This is a genomic window from Sutcliffiella horikoshii, assembly GCF_021991925.1.
Classification (GTDB): Bacteria; Bacillota; Bacilli; order Bacillales; family Bacillaceae_I; genus Sutcliffiella_A; species Sutcliffiella_A horikoshii_F.
In genome coordinates this window covers 37,928-53,178 of the sequence record NZ_RXZI01000001.1, presented here as the reverse complement: position 1 = coordinate 53,178, position 15,251 = coordinate 37,928, and the positions used below count along the sequence as shown (strand labels likewise).

Here is a 15,251-nt window from a genome sequence, read left to right as displayed (position 1 = left end):
GAACTTGGCGCTCTTTCATTTTGAATGGGGCGCTTTTTGTTCTGATTTTACTACACTTTTGGAGTGAATTTGGTAAATGTCCGAAGTTATTCAGTTCTTGACCGAAGTCTTTCAAAAGTTATCCGAATATTCCGCATTATTGTCCGATGTTTTTCAATTCTTGTCCGAACCGAAAATTAGAATGTCCAAATCACTCTTCAACCTTGACCGAGCCTCTCCAACACTTGTCCGAACATATCCATTTATCAGGATTTAATTGGCTGAACGACTCACTATTTTGTCCGAACCGATTTTAATCTCTCTTAGGTTTAAGGAAAACACAAAAAACAATATCCATTTCTAGTAAAAAAGCCAACCCCATCATCTGAGGCCGGCTTCCTTTTATCAATCTATGTTTCCATCTCCATTTTGCTTAGTCATTTCCTTGCAAGTATGGCGCTTTACCATCGTATGTGGGATGATAATCCGTTTGGTCGGTTCAGACGGATCCTTCACCTTTTGAATCAAAGTCTTCGCAGCTTGAAAGCCCAGTTGGAAGATGTTGATGTCTACCGATGTCAATGGTGGACGCGCCACTTCTGCAAGTAACACATTATTGAAGCTCACAATGGACATCTGATCTGGAACGGATATTCCCATGTCATGCAATGTATTAAGGATCCCAAGTGACATCAGGTCATCGGAAACGACAAGCGCTGTTGGCGGCTCTTCTAGCGAAAGCAATTCGGAAATCGCCTCTTGGCCACCCTCTTTCAGGAACTCTTCATGAATGATATATTCATCCCTATATTGAATTCCCGCATCTCGGATCGCTTTCTCGTAGCCAAGCAACCGATCGATGGTCACCACCAATTGGATGCTACCACCTACGAAAGCCACCCTTTCATGCCCAAGCCCGATCAAATGCTGGGTAGCTTCTTTTGCCGCCCGGTAGTTATCGTTATCAACATGTGTAATCTCTTCCACTTGCTCAAATGGCTTTCCTATGACGACAAATGGGAAGCACTCTTTTTGAAGGTACTTGATGATTTTGTCCTCCACGGCTGAATACAAGAGAATGATACCGTCCACACGACGGCCCTGGACCATTTGCATGACCCCTTCTAATATCTCATTGCCAGTTACCCCAGTGGACATATGGAGGGCATACTGCTTTTCATGCGCAGCCGTACTTATTCCCCTTAATACTTCCGGGAAAAATGGGTTTTGAAATGTTTTATCTGCAGATGCCGGCATAACAAGACCGATTACTTGTGTAGATTGGTTTGCCAGGCTTCGTGCGATAAAGTTTGGATGATATCCAAGCTCTTCCATTGCTTCTCTCACGCGTTTTTTTGTCTTTTCACTTATGCGCGGGTTGTTCGCGATGACGCGAGAAACTGTGGAAGGTGCAACATTGGCCATTTTCGCTACATCTTTAATTGTTACTGCCATGCACCTATCCCCTCCCCTTTTTTAATTGGAAACGCATTCAAATATAACGGAGCCTATCCTCCGCTTGGGAGGACATAGGCACTCATTTTTTATTCTTTTTCTTTCTTCTAACAATAGCAGCAACGATAAATGCCACAAACCCTCCATAGATCAACACCATGGCACTAACGAAGCCTACATTGATACCGGAATCTTCTTTTACTGTATAGACCTCAGCTGTTTCGCGGTCTAGTCCGATGGTATAAGTACCGTTGGAATTACGAACCAGTTCGTCCCCTAGGGTACCGCGTAGCTCCATGCTTTCTCCTACAAGCTCTGCATCAATAGGCGCTGCCTGTGTTTCGCTGGAGTTGTTGATAGCAACAAAACTGACTTCTCCTTCATACTCGCGTTTGATGACAGCCATGGCGCCATTATCATAAACCATCTCATAGGTACCGTGTGTCAGACTTGGCATCTGTTTACGCAATTCAGCTAGTTTGGTGATATAATCTATTATCTCTTTGTCTGCTCTGAAGTTCATATCTCTGCGGTTGTCAGGATCTTCCCCACCATCAAGAGCAATCTCTGTTCCGTAATACACAATTGGAATTCCAGGTGCGGTATACATATAAGCGAGAGCAAGCTTCAATCGTGTTGGAGGATGTTGCTTATTCTTAATGGCTGCTCTTGTAAAGCGCTCCACATCGTGATTGTCCAGAAATGTTCCCAGTACATAAGGGTTATCATAAAGGTTTTGATTGTGATAGAAAATCGTATCCAAGCGGCTTAGAGATTCATCCGCTTTTGAAAATACTCGCGTTAATTCGTTATAGGTCGGAAAATCCACAAAGGAGTCGATGCCCGTTTCCTGGTATCCTGCCACATACTTCGGATCATCATGCCAAACCTCACCGATTAAGAAAAAGTCTTCTTTTACGGATTTAACCTCTTCGGCAAACTCTTTCCAAAAATCCTTAGGGACATGTTTCACAGTATCAAGCCTATAACCATCAATATCCGTCTCTTCAATCCACCATTTGGCCATATCCAATAGATATTCCCTGACCTCAGGGTTATCCTGATTTAAATCCGGCAAACCATAAATCCAACCATTTTCAACTTGCTCTTGATCATCCCAATTTCGAATAGGTTCATTTGGGTGGAACCAATCTTGTTTGTCTTCTTCATTCAGCCAACCATGCTGGTAACCCGTATGATTGACTACCAAATCAACAATTATTTTTATGTCTCTTTTGTGTGCTTCTTGGACTAATTCCTTGAATTCCTCTAGTGTGCCGAAATGCTCTTCTGTGTTATAGAAGTCTTCTGTCCAGTAGCCATGGTACCCTTTTTCCTCATTTTGAACAATAGGGGTCAGCCATAGTGCGGTGAATCCCATATCCTTTAAGTAATCCAGTTTTTCAGTGATCCCACGGAAATCCCCACCGTGGTAGGCCTTCGGATCATCTCGATCCACGTCAAAGTCATTGGATGTGTCCCCATTGTTAAAGCGGTCAATCATAATAAAATAAATAATCTCATCTTGCCATGCGTGTTCTTCTTTTTCGGCGTTTACAGGTTGAACGGGCGGAACAAACCATGCAGAAAAAAGAAGAAACGGAACGAGAATGAGCCCCATCACTCTTTTCATCAATTCCGCTTCCCTCCCTTAAAATCGTTTTAGTAGTGTAGTTTTCGGTCAAAGACCCTTACTTTCCATAAACGATTATATACTATTCTTATCCTTTTGTTCCACCTGCAGTTAGTCCGGCAATCAAATAGCGTTGCAAGAACAGGAACATCAACGCAATCGGAATGGCAATCAGGATGGAACCTGCTGCAAAACGAGTGAAGTTGTTAGCGAACTGATCATTGATAAAGTTGAATAATCCCAGGGCTAACGTGAAGTTCTCCGGGTTCCTCAACACAATTCGAGGCAGGATAAAGTCTGTAAATGGTGCCATGAAGTTAAATAACGCTACTACTGCAAGGATCGGCTTGGCAAGTGGGAGCATGATTTTGAAGAATACGCCAAAGTGTCCAGCTCCGTCCATGCGTGCCGCTTCATCCAACTCTTTAGGAATGGTATCGAAATACCCTTTAACAAGCCATGCATTAAATGGTATTTGCCCACCGATGTAAACCAATGTCAATCCTACAAGAGAATCCAATAAACCGACCATGTTCAGCATGATGTAGATTGCAACCATCGCCATCAAAGCAGGGAACATTTGTAATAGAAGAAATGCGTATAACCCATACGTTCTTCCTACAAAACGGTAGCGCGAAAACGCATATGCTACAAAAGCCGTGATCAATACTGAAAAGAAAGAATTGGCAACCGCGACCATGATACTGTTTTTATACCATGTCAAGTAATCACTCTGTGGATCTGTAAATAGCCATTTATAATGTACAAGCGACCAGTTTTCAGGAATCATCGATGCAGAGTAAAGACTTGTTCCCGGGTTAAGGGATAAGCCGATAGTCCATAAAAGCGGGTAGGCAATAATGATGAACATGAAGCCTAGGAATAAATAGATCAATGAAACTTCGATCTTAGATTTTGTTTTAAGGTTCATTATATATTACCCTCCTCTTTAAACGAACGAGTACGACGGAATTGGAAGAAGGCAAAACCTGCTACAATAAGTCCGAGTATGATGGATATTGCTGCTGCCATGTTGTAGTTACTCGTATCGAACGTCAATTTATAAACCCATGAAATCAGAATGTCCGACCCACCAGCGTTTTGTCCACGGACTGCGGGACCACCTTGGTTGAACAGATAGATGATGTTAAAGTTATTAAAGTTTCCTGCATACTGCATGATCAATAGTGGAGCCGTTGCATATAAAAGATGTGGCATCGTGATGAAACGGAATTTTTGGAAACGAGTTCCACCATCCACATCCGCAGCTTCATACCAATCCTTGGAGATACTCTGAAGCACCCCTGTGAATAGTGCGAAAACGAATGGGAATCCGAGCCATGTTTGGATCATGATTATTGCTATTTTTGTATAAAACGGATCAGTCAACCATGGTAGTGCTAAACCAATGGTGCTTAGGATGTCACGGTTGATTGCACCGAATCGATCATTGAACATCGCAGCAAAGATCAAGATTGTAACGAACGCTGGGACTGCCCAAGGTAAAATTAAAATCGTACGGATAAAGCGTTTATATTTTATACGGGGGTCATTTACTAGCAATGCCAGGAATAATCCGAGCGCAATTTGTCCTGTAGTTGCGCAGACGGTCCAAACAATCGTCCAAGCAAAAACACTAATGAAGGTCGTTTTCCAAAGTGGAATCGATACCAGACTTGTAAAGTTCTCAAAGCCAACCCAATTTAGTAACGCTCTTGGCGGTGTGTTATATAGGTTGTAATCTGTAAAAGCCAAGGAAACCATAAACATTAGCGGTAATACTACTACGAATAATAGTAAAATCAATCCTGGGATTACCATTAAGTAAGGGAAGCCAGTGTCATAAAAGTTCTTGAATGCTTCTTTTACAGTTGGCTTTTCTTTCCCCAACTTCAAGTCGATTGCATTGTTTCTTGCATCCACTACGTTCAGATAGTATAAGGCCACTGCAAATACAGTGATAATAACAGAAATCAAACCTTGTATTAATAAAAAGATGGAGTGGTCTACTCTAGGAATTTCTCCAAGTGTGAATAGTCCCCAATAACCAATGTTAAGAAACTCGAAAAACGTAATCAAAAATGCGGCTTCAATGATAATGAATGAAATCCCTTTCGCATATCTGCGGTTATAGAGTTGACCTAACCCTGCAAAAATAATGGAAAGGACCATTGCTAAAGTTGGATTATGTGAGCGCATTTTTTCAGTTGCTGTGCCGGACATAGCAGATCCTCCTTTTAAAGAAATATAGTGGATAGACTAGCGTCTCAGCTTAGTCTATCCACCAGGTTTAATCGTTAGTAATTATTGAGCTCCACTTGCTGCAATATTATCTTCGATTGTTTGAACCGCTTCTTCTAATACTTCACCAACATCGTCGCCGTTAGCGATGAATTGAAGAGCGCTACCCATAGGATCCCAAACTTGTTGCATTTGTGGAATGTTTGGCATTGGCTCACCATATTGAGTTTGCTCAGCGAATGCACCGATGATTTCATCGTTAGCAATTTCTTCGCTATCTAATGCTTCTTGAAGTGCAGGCATTTCACCAGCAGCTTGATAGTATTTCATTGCATTGTCATAGTTAGTGATGAATTTCATTAAGTCGATTGCCCACTCTTGATTTTCAGAGTATGAGCTTAACATCCAAGCTTTTACCCCAACGAAAGACTTTGGAACGTCTCCATTTTCCAGTTTAGGAAGTGTAGCTGTACCCAATTTGTCACCTAGAGCATCTCTATAAGTAGCGATGTTCCAAGGACCTGTAAGAACAGTTGCGACTTTGCCATCAGTGAATAATCCACTCATGATATCGCCATTGATTTCTTTAGGGATATATCCATTGTCGAACCAAGATTGTACAAGTTCTCCACCTTCAACAGCGCCTTCGTTAGCAAGACCGATGTCAGAAGCATCAAAACCAGAACCATCGTTATTGAAAACATATCCGCCGTTACCAGCGAAGAAAGGATAGATGAAATAGAAGTTTGTTGCTTCCATTAAGAATCCGTATTTGTCTTGACCAGCGTCAGTTTGCTCTTCAGCAACCTTCATTAGTCCTTCCATTGTTGCGATTTCTTCAGCAGATACAAGATCTTTATTGTAGAACATACCGTAAGTTTCGATAACTTGTGGTACTCCATATGCTTCACCATCAACTGTTACAGCATTGATTGCTGTTTCACTGTAAAGAGAAGCATCTTCCCCTAAGTCGATTGGATCTGCAAGACCACGAAGAACGATATCACCAAGACGGTCATGTGGACCGAAGAATACATCTGGACCTTTTCCAGCAGGACCATCAAGAGCAAGTGCTTCTACTTGATCCAACATGGAGATACCAGTCGCTTTAACTTCAATTCCAGTTTCTTCTGTATAAGCTGCAAAGATTTCATCTAATGCCGCTCTTTGTTTCTCATCATCATTTACCCATACTGTAAGGCTTTCTGGCTTATCCACACCTTCAGTTGTAGTACCTTCACCTTCAGCACCAGTGTTGCCACCTTCATTGCCTGTCTCACGTTGTGGACCACATGCAGCCAGGACGCCTAAAGTAAGAACGGCAACCATTAACATTGCTAGGAACTTTTTCATTTTGACCCCTCCGTCATTTGAATAATCTTTCTACTAAGATGCACAAACGATTGCATATAATGTAAGCGAAACCATATAACGCTTACATTTTTTCGTGAAAACGATTGCACAACTTTCACTTTTTATTATACATGTATTCGCCCAATTGACAACCTGTTTTTTCAAAAAAATTAATCTAGTGATAAATTTTATGGACAATCTATTAAAGATTTCCCTGAAAACCTTGATATATATGAGTTTATTAATCTAACTACAGGACTATTTGTCTAGAATATTTTTCCTCACTCATTCGCTTTCCTGCACATGGCCTGTTTTCATTGACAACGCTTTCGTTTTGACATACCCTTATGTTGAATAAAATGGCAATGAAACCTTTTCAACCATTTTTTTCTCATAAAAAATGCAATCGATTGCATGAAGGAGAGGTTGAATGCTATATGCTTAAGGAAGCAATATTTCATCGTCCTAAGAATAACTTTGCATACGCGTATGATGAGAAAACTTTACATATCCGTTTGCAAACAAAGAAAGATGATGTGGAGACTGTAGAACTAATACATGGCGATCCATATGTATGGGAGAAAGGCGAATGGGTTTCAAAAAGGAAAGTCATGGATAAATCCGGGTCAGATGAATTCTATGATTACTGGATTGCAGAAGTTTCACCTGAATTCAGACGATTACGTTACGGATTTGCCTTAACATCAGGCGAAGAAGAATTGATTTATAATGAAAAAGGATTTTATGAAGATGAACCTAAAGATTGCGGTCTCTACTTTTGCTTTCCATTTCTAAATAAAGTTGATGTGTTCCAGGCACCTGCTTGGGCAAAAGATACGATCTGGTATCAAATATTCCCTGAACGCTTCGGAAACGGCAATAAGGAAAACGATCCGGAAGGTGCACTTCCTTGGGGAAGCACGGAACCTTCCACCACTAACTTTTTCGGAGGTGACTTTGAAGGTGTCATAGAGCATATCGATCATCTAGTTGAGCTTGGCATCACCGGTATTTATTTCACACCGATATTTAAAGCTCACTCCAACCATAAATACGATACCATTGACTATATGGAAATCGACCCTCAATTCGGCACAAAAGAAACGTTCAAAAAACTTGTGAAAGTATGTCATGATCACGGTATCAAAGTCATGCTAGATGCTGTTTTCAACCATAGCGGCTACTTCTGGGCTCCATTCCAGGATGTTTTGAAAAACGGAGAAAAATCAAAGTATAAAGATTGGTTCCATATCTGGGACTTCCCTGTGGTGACAAAGCCCAAACCGAATTATGATGCATTCGCTTTTGTTTCCGATATGCCTAAACTCAATACGGAGAATCCTGAGGTCAAGGATTATTTATTAGAAGTTGGCCGCTATTGGGTACGTGAGTATGACATTGATGGCTGGAGATTAGATGTTGCCAATGAAGTCGACCATCAGTTCTGGAGAGATTTCCGACAGGCTGTAAAAAAAGAAAAAGAGGATGTTTACATCCTGGGTGAAATATGGCACGACTCCATGCCTTGGCTTCAAGGAGATCAATTCGATGCCGTTATGAACTATCCATTTACAACTGCGACACTTGATTATTTGGCTAAAAACAAAACAAAAGCTTCGGAGTTTGCTAATTCGATTTCAAAAGTAATGCACTCCTACCCTGTAAATGTGAATGAAGTTGCCTTCAATTTATTAGGTAGCCATGATACTCCACGAATTCTAACTATTTGTGAAGAAGATAAAAGCAAGTTAAAATTGTTGTTTCTATTCCAGCTTTCCTTCATCGGAGCGCCGTGCATTTATTACGGGGATGAATTTAGCATGACTGGTGATCAGGATCCGGGTTGCCGTAAGTGCATGATTTGGGAGGAAGACAAGCAGGATCATGACATGTTTGAATTTGTGAAAAAATTGATTGCTCTTCGGAAGGAGCTTCCGGCTTTTGGGAACCATGGGGATATTCGTTTCATTGAAGCAAGTGATGAAACAAACCATGTGATGTATGAAAAGGTTGCCGCTTCCAACGGGGAAAGAATCATTTTTGTGATCAATAATAGCGACAAGGACTTGGTTGTAACGCTACCGGATGGTGTGAAGGGCAAGGTATTGCGCGATTTATGGAACGGAGAGGAGTTTGCTGCAGAAGCGGAAACGTTACAAGCAAAGCTTCCTCCTTATGGGTTTCAGATTTTGGCTTACTGATCTACCATAAACTTTAGTTTGTAGTATTAACAATGCCCGCTAAGTAAATTAGCGGGCATTTCTTTGTTTAAGGGCCTGCTCAAATAGTCACTTCCTATGCACCAATCTCCTATATTCCATCGGCGTCGTCCCCTCCACCTTTTTAAATAACTTCGAAAAATAGGTGACATCTTCAATACCCACCTCACGTGAAATGGCGGAGACCTTATATTCCGTTTCTGCCAGCAAGCGTTTCGCGTGGTTCAATCGGTAGTGAGTCAAATATTGAATGGGGCTGATTCCTATTGTCTTTTGCATGCAGCGGGTCAGATAATCCGGATGATAGTTCAGCTCCTCTTTTAATATACTCATATTAACAGGCCTTTTATAATTCTCTTGTATGTATTTCATTGCACTTTCACAAACCTTCTCCGTTGCGCTCGGAATGGAGAAGGCTTCTTTTTGTAACTGAACGACGAACTCAGAGAATTGTATTTGCTGCCGTAAATAGTCATCAGGGATATGGGCATCCCCATCCCGTGTATTTAACAGTGTTTCTAACTGTTGCTCCACAATCTCCCTGCGGTTCACTTTCCCAAACTGCGGCAAGTGAAACTGATAGTGCCCAACCTCTGTAAATGTCGGCTCCTTTATATAAACAAAAGACCAATCAAGTTCCTTATCTTCCACCATTTGATACTCATCACCCGGAATGACAAAGTGAAGCCAGAAGTAATCCGTCTGTTCCCCACAATCTGCATATCCCTCATGCCTCTCTCCAGGTACCAAAATAACATATTGTCCTTCGGTAACTTCAAATCTTTTCTTGCCCTCTTGCATGAATAGAGTCCCTTTTTTCACATAAAGCAAGTCAAACACGGTAAACACCCTGGAAAAATGACGTTCTCCTTTATAAAAAGTATATTCCCCTCCCCTGATGAACGTGGGAAATGGCGGAATGGACATAGCTATCATTGACATTCTTTACACCTCAAGTCGGAATAATCCAATAAGTATCGAAATCCTCTCTTTCCATTATAATAAAATGCGTTTAAACTGGGAAATGGTTTTATGTCGGATTCATCAAAAGGAGTAGCCAAAATGAAAGAAACAAATACAAAAAAATTGACACTTTTCGCCTTAACTTGGCCAATTTTTATAGAAGTACTTTTGCACATGCTGATGGGGAATGCAGATATTCTGATGCTGAGTCAGTACTCCGATGACTCGGTGGCAGCAGTTGGTGTCGCAAATCAAATTCTATTCATGCTGATTGTTATGTTCGGCTTCATCGCAACGGGTACCACCATTCTTGTGGCCCAATACCTTGGAGCTAAAAATCGAGGGCTCGCTGCAGAAGTGACCGTCGTCTCGATTGGAGCGAATCTTCTATTCAGTCTCGCCATCAGTATCGTCGTATTTCTGTTCAGCTCCAAACTTCTTTTAATGATGGACCTTCCTCCTGAACTCCTGTCTGAGGCAGATTCCTATTTGAAACTAGTGGGAGTATTCTCATTCATCCAGGCGCTGGTCATTACCATTGGTGCCACCATCAGGAGTTACGGGTTCACTAGAGATGCCATGTACGTCACCATCGGAATGAATATCATCAATGTAATTGGAAACTATTTATTCATCTTCGGTCCATTCGGCATTCCGGTACTTGGTGTGGATGGCGTGGCCATTTCCACGGTCGTGAGCCGTACATTAGGATTGATTGTCATTACAATCCTTCTGTTCAAAAGAATAGAAGAGCCCCTTCCTTTCAGTAGATTATTTAAACTACCAATTGACCATCTGAAAAATCTATTGAAAATTGGCATTCCATCAGCTGGTGAACATTTATCTTATAACACCTCCCAGATTGTCATTACTTACTTCATCGTTATGATGGGTACAGAAGCGCTCACTACGAAAGTGTATACCCAAAGTCTTATGATGTTCATTTTCCTTTTCAGCCTTGCCATCAGTCAAGGAACTCAGATAATGATTGGTCATCAAATAGGAGCCCGCCAAGTAGAAGATGCTTATAAACGTTGCCTTAAAAGTCTGCGACTTGCGATAGTGATTTCTATCGCCACTGCAATACCTATCGCGATTTTCTCTGATACCTTATTGGGCTTCTTTACTTCGAACCCTGACATTATCGCACTCGGTGGCACCTTGATTTTGTTTACAGTCATCTTGGAACCAGGGCGTTCATTCAACCTGGTAGTTATCAATGCCTTGCGTGCTGCAGGAGATGTTAAATTCCCCGTTTACATCGGCATATGCTCGATGTGGGGTGTGAGTGTGACTGTCTCCTATATTCTAGGCATCCATTTCGGCTTCGGGCTAATCGGCGTATGGATCGCCATGATATTGGATGAATGGCTGCGCGGAATCATCATGCTTTACCGCTGGAGATCCCGTACTTGGGTCAGTAAATCATTTATTCAAAAACAAGAAGCATCCTAATAGAACCCTCCAATCGGAGGGTTCTATTTTGTTTTACATTTAGATTGGCTTTTTAATTACCTGTCTATTTATACGAAAATCAACAAGTTTACGAAAACAGTTTTTCGTTTTTTAAACAATGTAAGATTTCCTTACAAACTAGTAAGCGCTTTCGACTGATTTTTTTGATAATTACTATTGCATGCTACATATTTATAGAATATGATATAAAACATAACTACTGATGTTAGGAAATATAACACCATATTAAAGGAGAGATATCGATGAAAAAAGTGGAAGCCATCATCAGACCGGAAACATTCCGTGCTCTTCGTGAAAAGCTCGAGGAAGTCGGGATCAATGGTCTGACGGTATCGGAAGTTGCAGGGTGCGGACAACAAAAAGGACAACAAGGACTTTTCAGAGGTAACACCTTTGAAATTAAATTGCTTCCGAAAGTAAAGGTGGAAATGGTAGTGGAAGCCGAGTTTGTGGATGAAATTGTACAGATCATTCAAGAAACATGTTCAAGCAACACAGTTGGTGACGGAAAGATTTTCATCTACCCAATTGAAGATGCCATCCGGATTCGAACCGGCGAAAACGGAAAGCTCGCTATTATTTAACCCATAGGCTCTGTTAAAGGATACTGTTGATTTTTGCAGTAACCTAGCTGTTGATTGGAGCAATAGGCGAAGACTCCTAAGGGAGATAGCGTTTAGGGGAGACCCCGCAGGCGCAAGCCGAGGAGGCTCCCTAAACGCCCCTAGGAAAGCGAAGCCTAGTGCGGAAATCAACAGCGGTGTTTAACAGAGCTAACCCAAAAAAAAGAAAGGATGATAAAATTGAAGAAAAAAATCGGATTACTTGTTACTGGCGGATTACTCGTAAGTTCTACCGCACATGCCCAAGCACCGACAGTCGAAGGCTTAAGTGTTTCCCTTGATATGGTTTGGATTATGGTTGCAGCACTATTAGTATTTTTCATGCATGCAGGCTTCGCCATGGTGGAGTCAGGATTCACAAGATCTAAAAACGCTCTGAATATCTTAATGAAAAATTTCCTGACGATCTCCATTGCGGCAATTCTATACTTGGCTTTAGGCTACGCGCTCATGTTCGGAAGCTCCGTTGCTGGTTTTACCGGATTGGACGGATTTTTCTTAACAGGTCACGAAGATCAAATTGGTTTCTTCGTATTCCAGGCAATGTTTGCAGCAACATGTGCAACGATTATTTCCGGTGCAGTCGCTGAACGCATGAAACTTTCTAGCTATATTTTATTGACGGTTGCCATGACTGCTGTCATCTATCCAATTGTCGGCCATTGGGTCTGGGGAGGCGGCTGGTTAGCAGAGCTTGGTTTCACTGATTTCGCAGGATCTACCGTAGTCCATCTTACCGGGGCACTCGGAGCCATTGTTGCCGTTAAATTCCTTGGTGCCCGTCTTGGAAAATATACAAACGAAAAAGTAAACGTCATTTCCGGTCATAACATTCCACTAGGCGCCCTTGGCGTATTTATCTTATGGTTCGGTTGGTTCGGATTTAATGGTGGTAGCACATTGGCGGCAGATCCATCTCTCATTCCACATGTCATCACCACTACTTTGTTATCTGCTTCCGCAGGAGTGTTGGCATCCGCTTTTTATACAAATCATCGTTACAAACGCATAGATGCATCATTAACGCTCAATGGCGCTCTGGCTGGCTTGGTGGGAATCACTGCTGGTACTGGAGATGTATCTCCGATCGGCGCAATTATTATCGGTCTGGTTGCAGGAGTTCTTCTTGTAGAGGCCGTTACATTCATTGATCGTAAAGTGAAGCTTGACGACCCTGTCGGCGCTATAGCTGTTCATGGTGTTTGCGGAATTTGGGGAACACTTGCTGTCGGTCTATTTTCCACCTCTTCTGGATTGTTTTATGGCGGCGGTATCACTCAATTAGGTGTGCAGGCGATTGGCGTGCTTGCAGTTACTGGCTGGACGATCGGATCTGTTAGCCTCTTCCTCTTCATCGTTACAAGATTCACCACCATCCGTGTGACAAAGGAAGAAGAAATTTCAGGCCTCGATTTCGCAGAGCATGGTTCTGCAGCTTATGAATTAAGGGAATCCGTATTCTCTGATAATAGCTCAGCCCCTGAATTCGGTACAGGACTTGTCCACCGACTAAACAACCTAGGAAGCCCAGCAAAAAAAGTCAAAGCCAATTAAGTTTAAGAATGTCAACCGTCGACCATCATAGTTATAAATAGAAATTGGATTGATGGTTTCCCTTTGGATTGGAGTGCAAGGTGTGAGACTCCTGCGAGAGGTAGCGGTAGATTGAGACCCCTGAAGCGTTGTGAGGAGGCTCAAACACCGCCCCGCGGAAAACGAACTCCTGGAACGTAAATCTATAAGGAGTTGAACAAGCAACTATAAAAGCGATCCATGGCAGAGCCCATCGGATCGCTTTCTTACATATACAAAACCTATACAATCATTTAACTATAATGGTATAATTCCTCCTAGAGGTGATTAAATTGACTACTGGTACATGGGAGAAAATGATTTTTAGATTTTTCATCATATGGTATATATGCGGTGTCATCCTGTTGACCTTTGATCTTTTACCTCCATGGTTGGAATGGGCAAATGTCGTATTCCTTGTAACCGCAGGAACACTTGGGGCGATCTATTTTATAAAGAACTATCGTGGCATCGGTGCTGTTTTTACAATCGCTGTCTTCACCGTTTCCATGGCTGCGGAACATTTCGGAGTGAAGTATGGGTTCCTTTTTGGTGATTATTATTATAATTCCTATTTTGGACCAAAGTTTTTTGATGTACCCATCACGATTGGTTTTGCTTGGGTATTAGTCATTTCGACGTCTCATGTGATGGCGCTAAGAGTCATCCCTCATGCTCCCCTTCTTGCTAAAGCAATACTAGCAGCGTTTGCGACGGTTGTGTTGGACTTAATCATCGACCCCGTTGCTTTTCTTGCAAAAGAGTATTGGATATGGGAAGGCTCCAGCATCTATTATGACATTCCCATGTTTAACTTTTACAGTTGGTTTGGATTGTCATTATTATTTCACTTGTTCATTTTATATTTTTCAAAAGAGGTTACTTCAAAGGAAAATGTCTATTGGGAAAAGAATATGTATCTATTATACGGCCTGATGATTGCCATGTTTTGTATGATAGCTGTAACAGCCCAGCTTTATATGGCTTTGGTCGTGACAATCATCCCTACCCTTTTATTATACTGGGCTACTCTCCATACAAAGGAGCTCTCGCATGATTCCAGCAAAAAAAAGCAAACGGTTTGACTTCTTTTTTCATCAATTCAACAAGCGCTTCCTTCGATTTCATTTTAGGGGGATAAAGATTGCAGCGGAACCAAACGTTTCCATCCCAACCTCCCCTGTCCTGTACATAGTAAACCATAGTACATGGTGGGATGCGTTGGTTGTTTTTCATTTGAATCAGCTTGTGATCAAACAGGAGAGCTATGTCATGATGCATGAGAAAGGCATCAAGGAATTCCCTTTTTTCCGTAAAATAGGAGGATTTTCGGTGAATAGGGATAATCCAAAGGATATTGTCCGCTCCATGAACTATGCAAAGGATAGGTTGAAAAACGGTAACACCTTATGGCTATTTCCTCAGGGTGATGAACGCCACCTTGAAATCCGACCGCTTGCATTCCTGCCGGGAGCCGTTCATATCGTGAAGAACACCGATATTCCTATAGTTCCCGTTTGCCTGTATTATACGTTCACAGGTGAGAGGAAACCTGAAGTATTCATTAAGCTTGATGAGCCTATTTTTTATTCACAGCTCGAAGGATCTTCAACCAAAGAGAAGAATCAGTACCTAGAAGACCATTACACCAATCTTCTTGATAAGGTAAAGCAAAACGTAATTGACCAGAATACTGCTAGTTACAGATCTTTATTATAATCATAGACAAAGGAGGAA

Annotated in this window: 12 protein-coding genes; 6 read left to right on the top strand and 6 right to left on the bottom strand. The window is 41.7% G+C overall.

Going from position 1 to position 15,251, the window contains the following annotated elements; all coding sequences use genetic code 11:
- Positions 1–384 precede the first annotated feature (384 nt).
- The 5 genes from EKQ44_RS00205 to EKQ44_RS00185 form a co-directional block, all read right to left on the bottom strand.
- Positions 385–1,434, bottom strand: coding sequence for a LacI family DNA-binding transcriptional regulator (locus tag EKQ44_RS00205; RefSeq protein WP_237661519.1), 1,050 nt, complete (start codon positions 1,432–1,434; stop codon positions 385–387).
- 82 nt (positions 1,435–1,516) lie between these two features.
- Positions 1,517–3,067, bottom strand: a complete 1,551-nt coding sequence (locus EKQ44_RS00200) for an alpha-amylase family glycosyl hydrolase (protein ID WP_237662518.1) — start codon at positions 3,065–3,067, stop codon at positions 1,517–1,519.
- Positions 3,068–3,155: 88 nt separating this feature from the next.
- Positions 3,156–3,998 (bottom strand): sugar ABC transporter permease, encoded by an 843-nt coding sequence (locus EKQ44_RS00195; protein WP_237661518.1) that lies wholly within the window; start codon positions 3,996–3,998, stop codon positions 3,156–3,158.
- Positions 3,998–5,290, bottom strand: coding sequence for a sugar ABC transporter permease (locus EKQ44_RS00190; protein ID WP_237661517.1), 1,293 nt, complete (start codon positions 5,288–5,290; stop codon positions 3,998–4,000). Before EKQ44_RS00190 ends, EKQ44_RS00195 begins: the two co-directional genes overlap by 1 nt.
- Before the next feature lie 81 nt (positions 5,291–5,371).
- The gene (locus EKQ44_RS00185) at positions 5,372–6,661 is read right to left on the bottom strand and encodes a sugar ABC transporter substrate-binding protein (protein WP_237661516.1); all 1,290 of its coding nucleotides are present in this window, start codon (positions 6,659–6,661) and stop codon (positions 5,372–5,374) included.
- A gap of 437 nt (positions 6,662–7,098) precedes the next feature.
- Here EKQ44_RS00185 and EKQ44_RS00180 point away from each other — a divergent pair, with 437 nt between their 5' ends.
- Positions 7,099–8,862 carry an alpha-glycosidase gene (locus EKQ44_RS00180; RefSeq protein ID WP_237661515.1) on the top strand — a complete coding sequence of 588 codons (1,764 nt, stop codon included), beginning with the start codon at positions 7,099–7,101 and terminating at the stop codon, positions 8,860–8,862.
- Between the two features lie 87 nt (positions 8,863–8,949).
- Here EKQ44_RS00180 and EKQ44_RS00175 read toward each other — a convergent pair whose 3' ends face one another.
- Positions 8,950–9,822 carry an AraC family transcriptional regulator gene (locus EKQ44_RS00175; RefSeq protein WP_237661514.1) on the bottom strand — a complete coding sequence of 291 codons (873 nt, stop codon included), beginning with the start codon at positions 9,820–9,822 and terminating at the stop codon, positions 8,950–8,952.
- A gap of 120 nt (positions 9,823–9,942) precedes the next feature.
- Here EKQ44_RS00175 and EKQ44_RS00170 point away from each other — a divergent pair, with 120 nt between their 5' ends.
- From EKQ44_RS00170 to EKQ44_RS00150, 5 genes are all read left to right on the top strand, one after another.
- A complete protein-coding gene (locus EKQ44_RS00170; protein WP_237661513.1) occupies positions 9,943–11,298 on the top strand; it encodes an MATE family efflux transporter in 1,356 nt (451 codons plus the stop codon).
- A gap of 263 nt (positions 11,299–11,561) precedes the next feature.
- Positions 11,562–11,903 carry a P-II family nitrogen regulator gene (locus EKQ44_RS00165; protein ID WP_237661512.1) on the top strand — a complete coding sequence of 114 codons (342 nt, stop codon included), beginning with the start codon at positions 11,562–11,564 and terminating at the stop codon, positions 11,901–11,903.
- Between the two features lie 219 nt (positions 11,904–12,122).
- Positions 12,123–13,496 (top strand): ammonium transporter, encoded by a 1,374-nt coding sequence (locus tag EKQ44_RS00160; protein ID WP_237661511.1) that lies wholly within the window; start codon positions 12,123–12,125, stop codon positions 13,494–13,496.
- Between the two features lie 311 nt (positions 13,497–13,807).
- Positions 13,808–14,599: a carotenoid biosynthesis protein gene (locus EKQ44_RS00155; RefSeq protein WP_237661510.1), complete on the top strand. Its 792-nt coding sequence runs from the start codon at positions 13,808–13,810 to the stop codon at positions 14,597–14,599.
- Positions 14,568–15,233 carry a lysophospholipid acyltransferase family protein gene (locus EKQ44_RS00150; protein ID WP_237661509.1) on the top strand — a complete coding sequence of 222 codons (666 nt, stop codon included), beginning with the start codon at positions 14,568–14,570 and terminating at the stop codon, positions 15,231–15,233. The genes EKQ44_RS00155 and EKQ44_RS00150 overlap by 32 nt, the downstream gene beginning before the upstream one ends.
- The last annotated feature ends 18 nt before the right edge of the window (positions 15,234–15,251 follow it).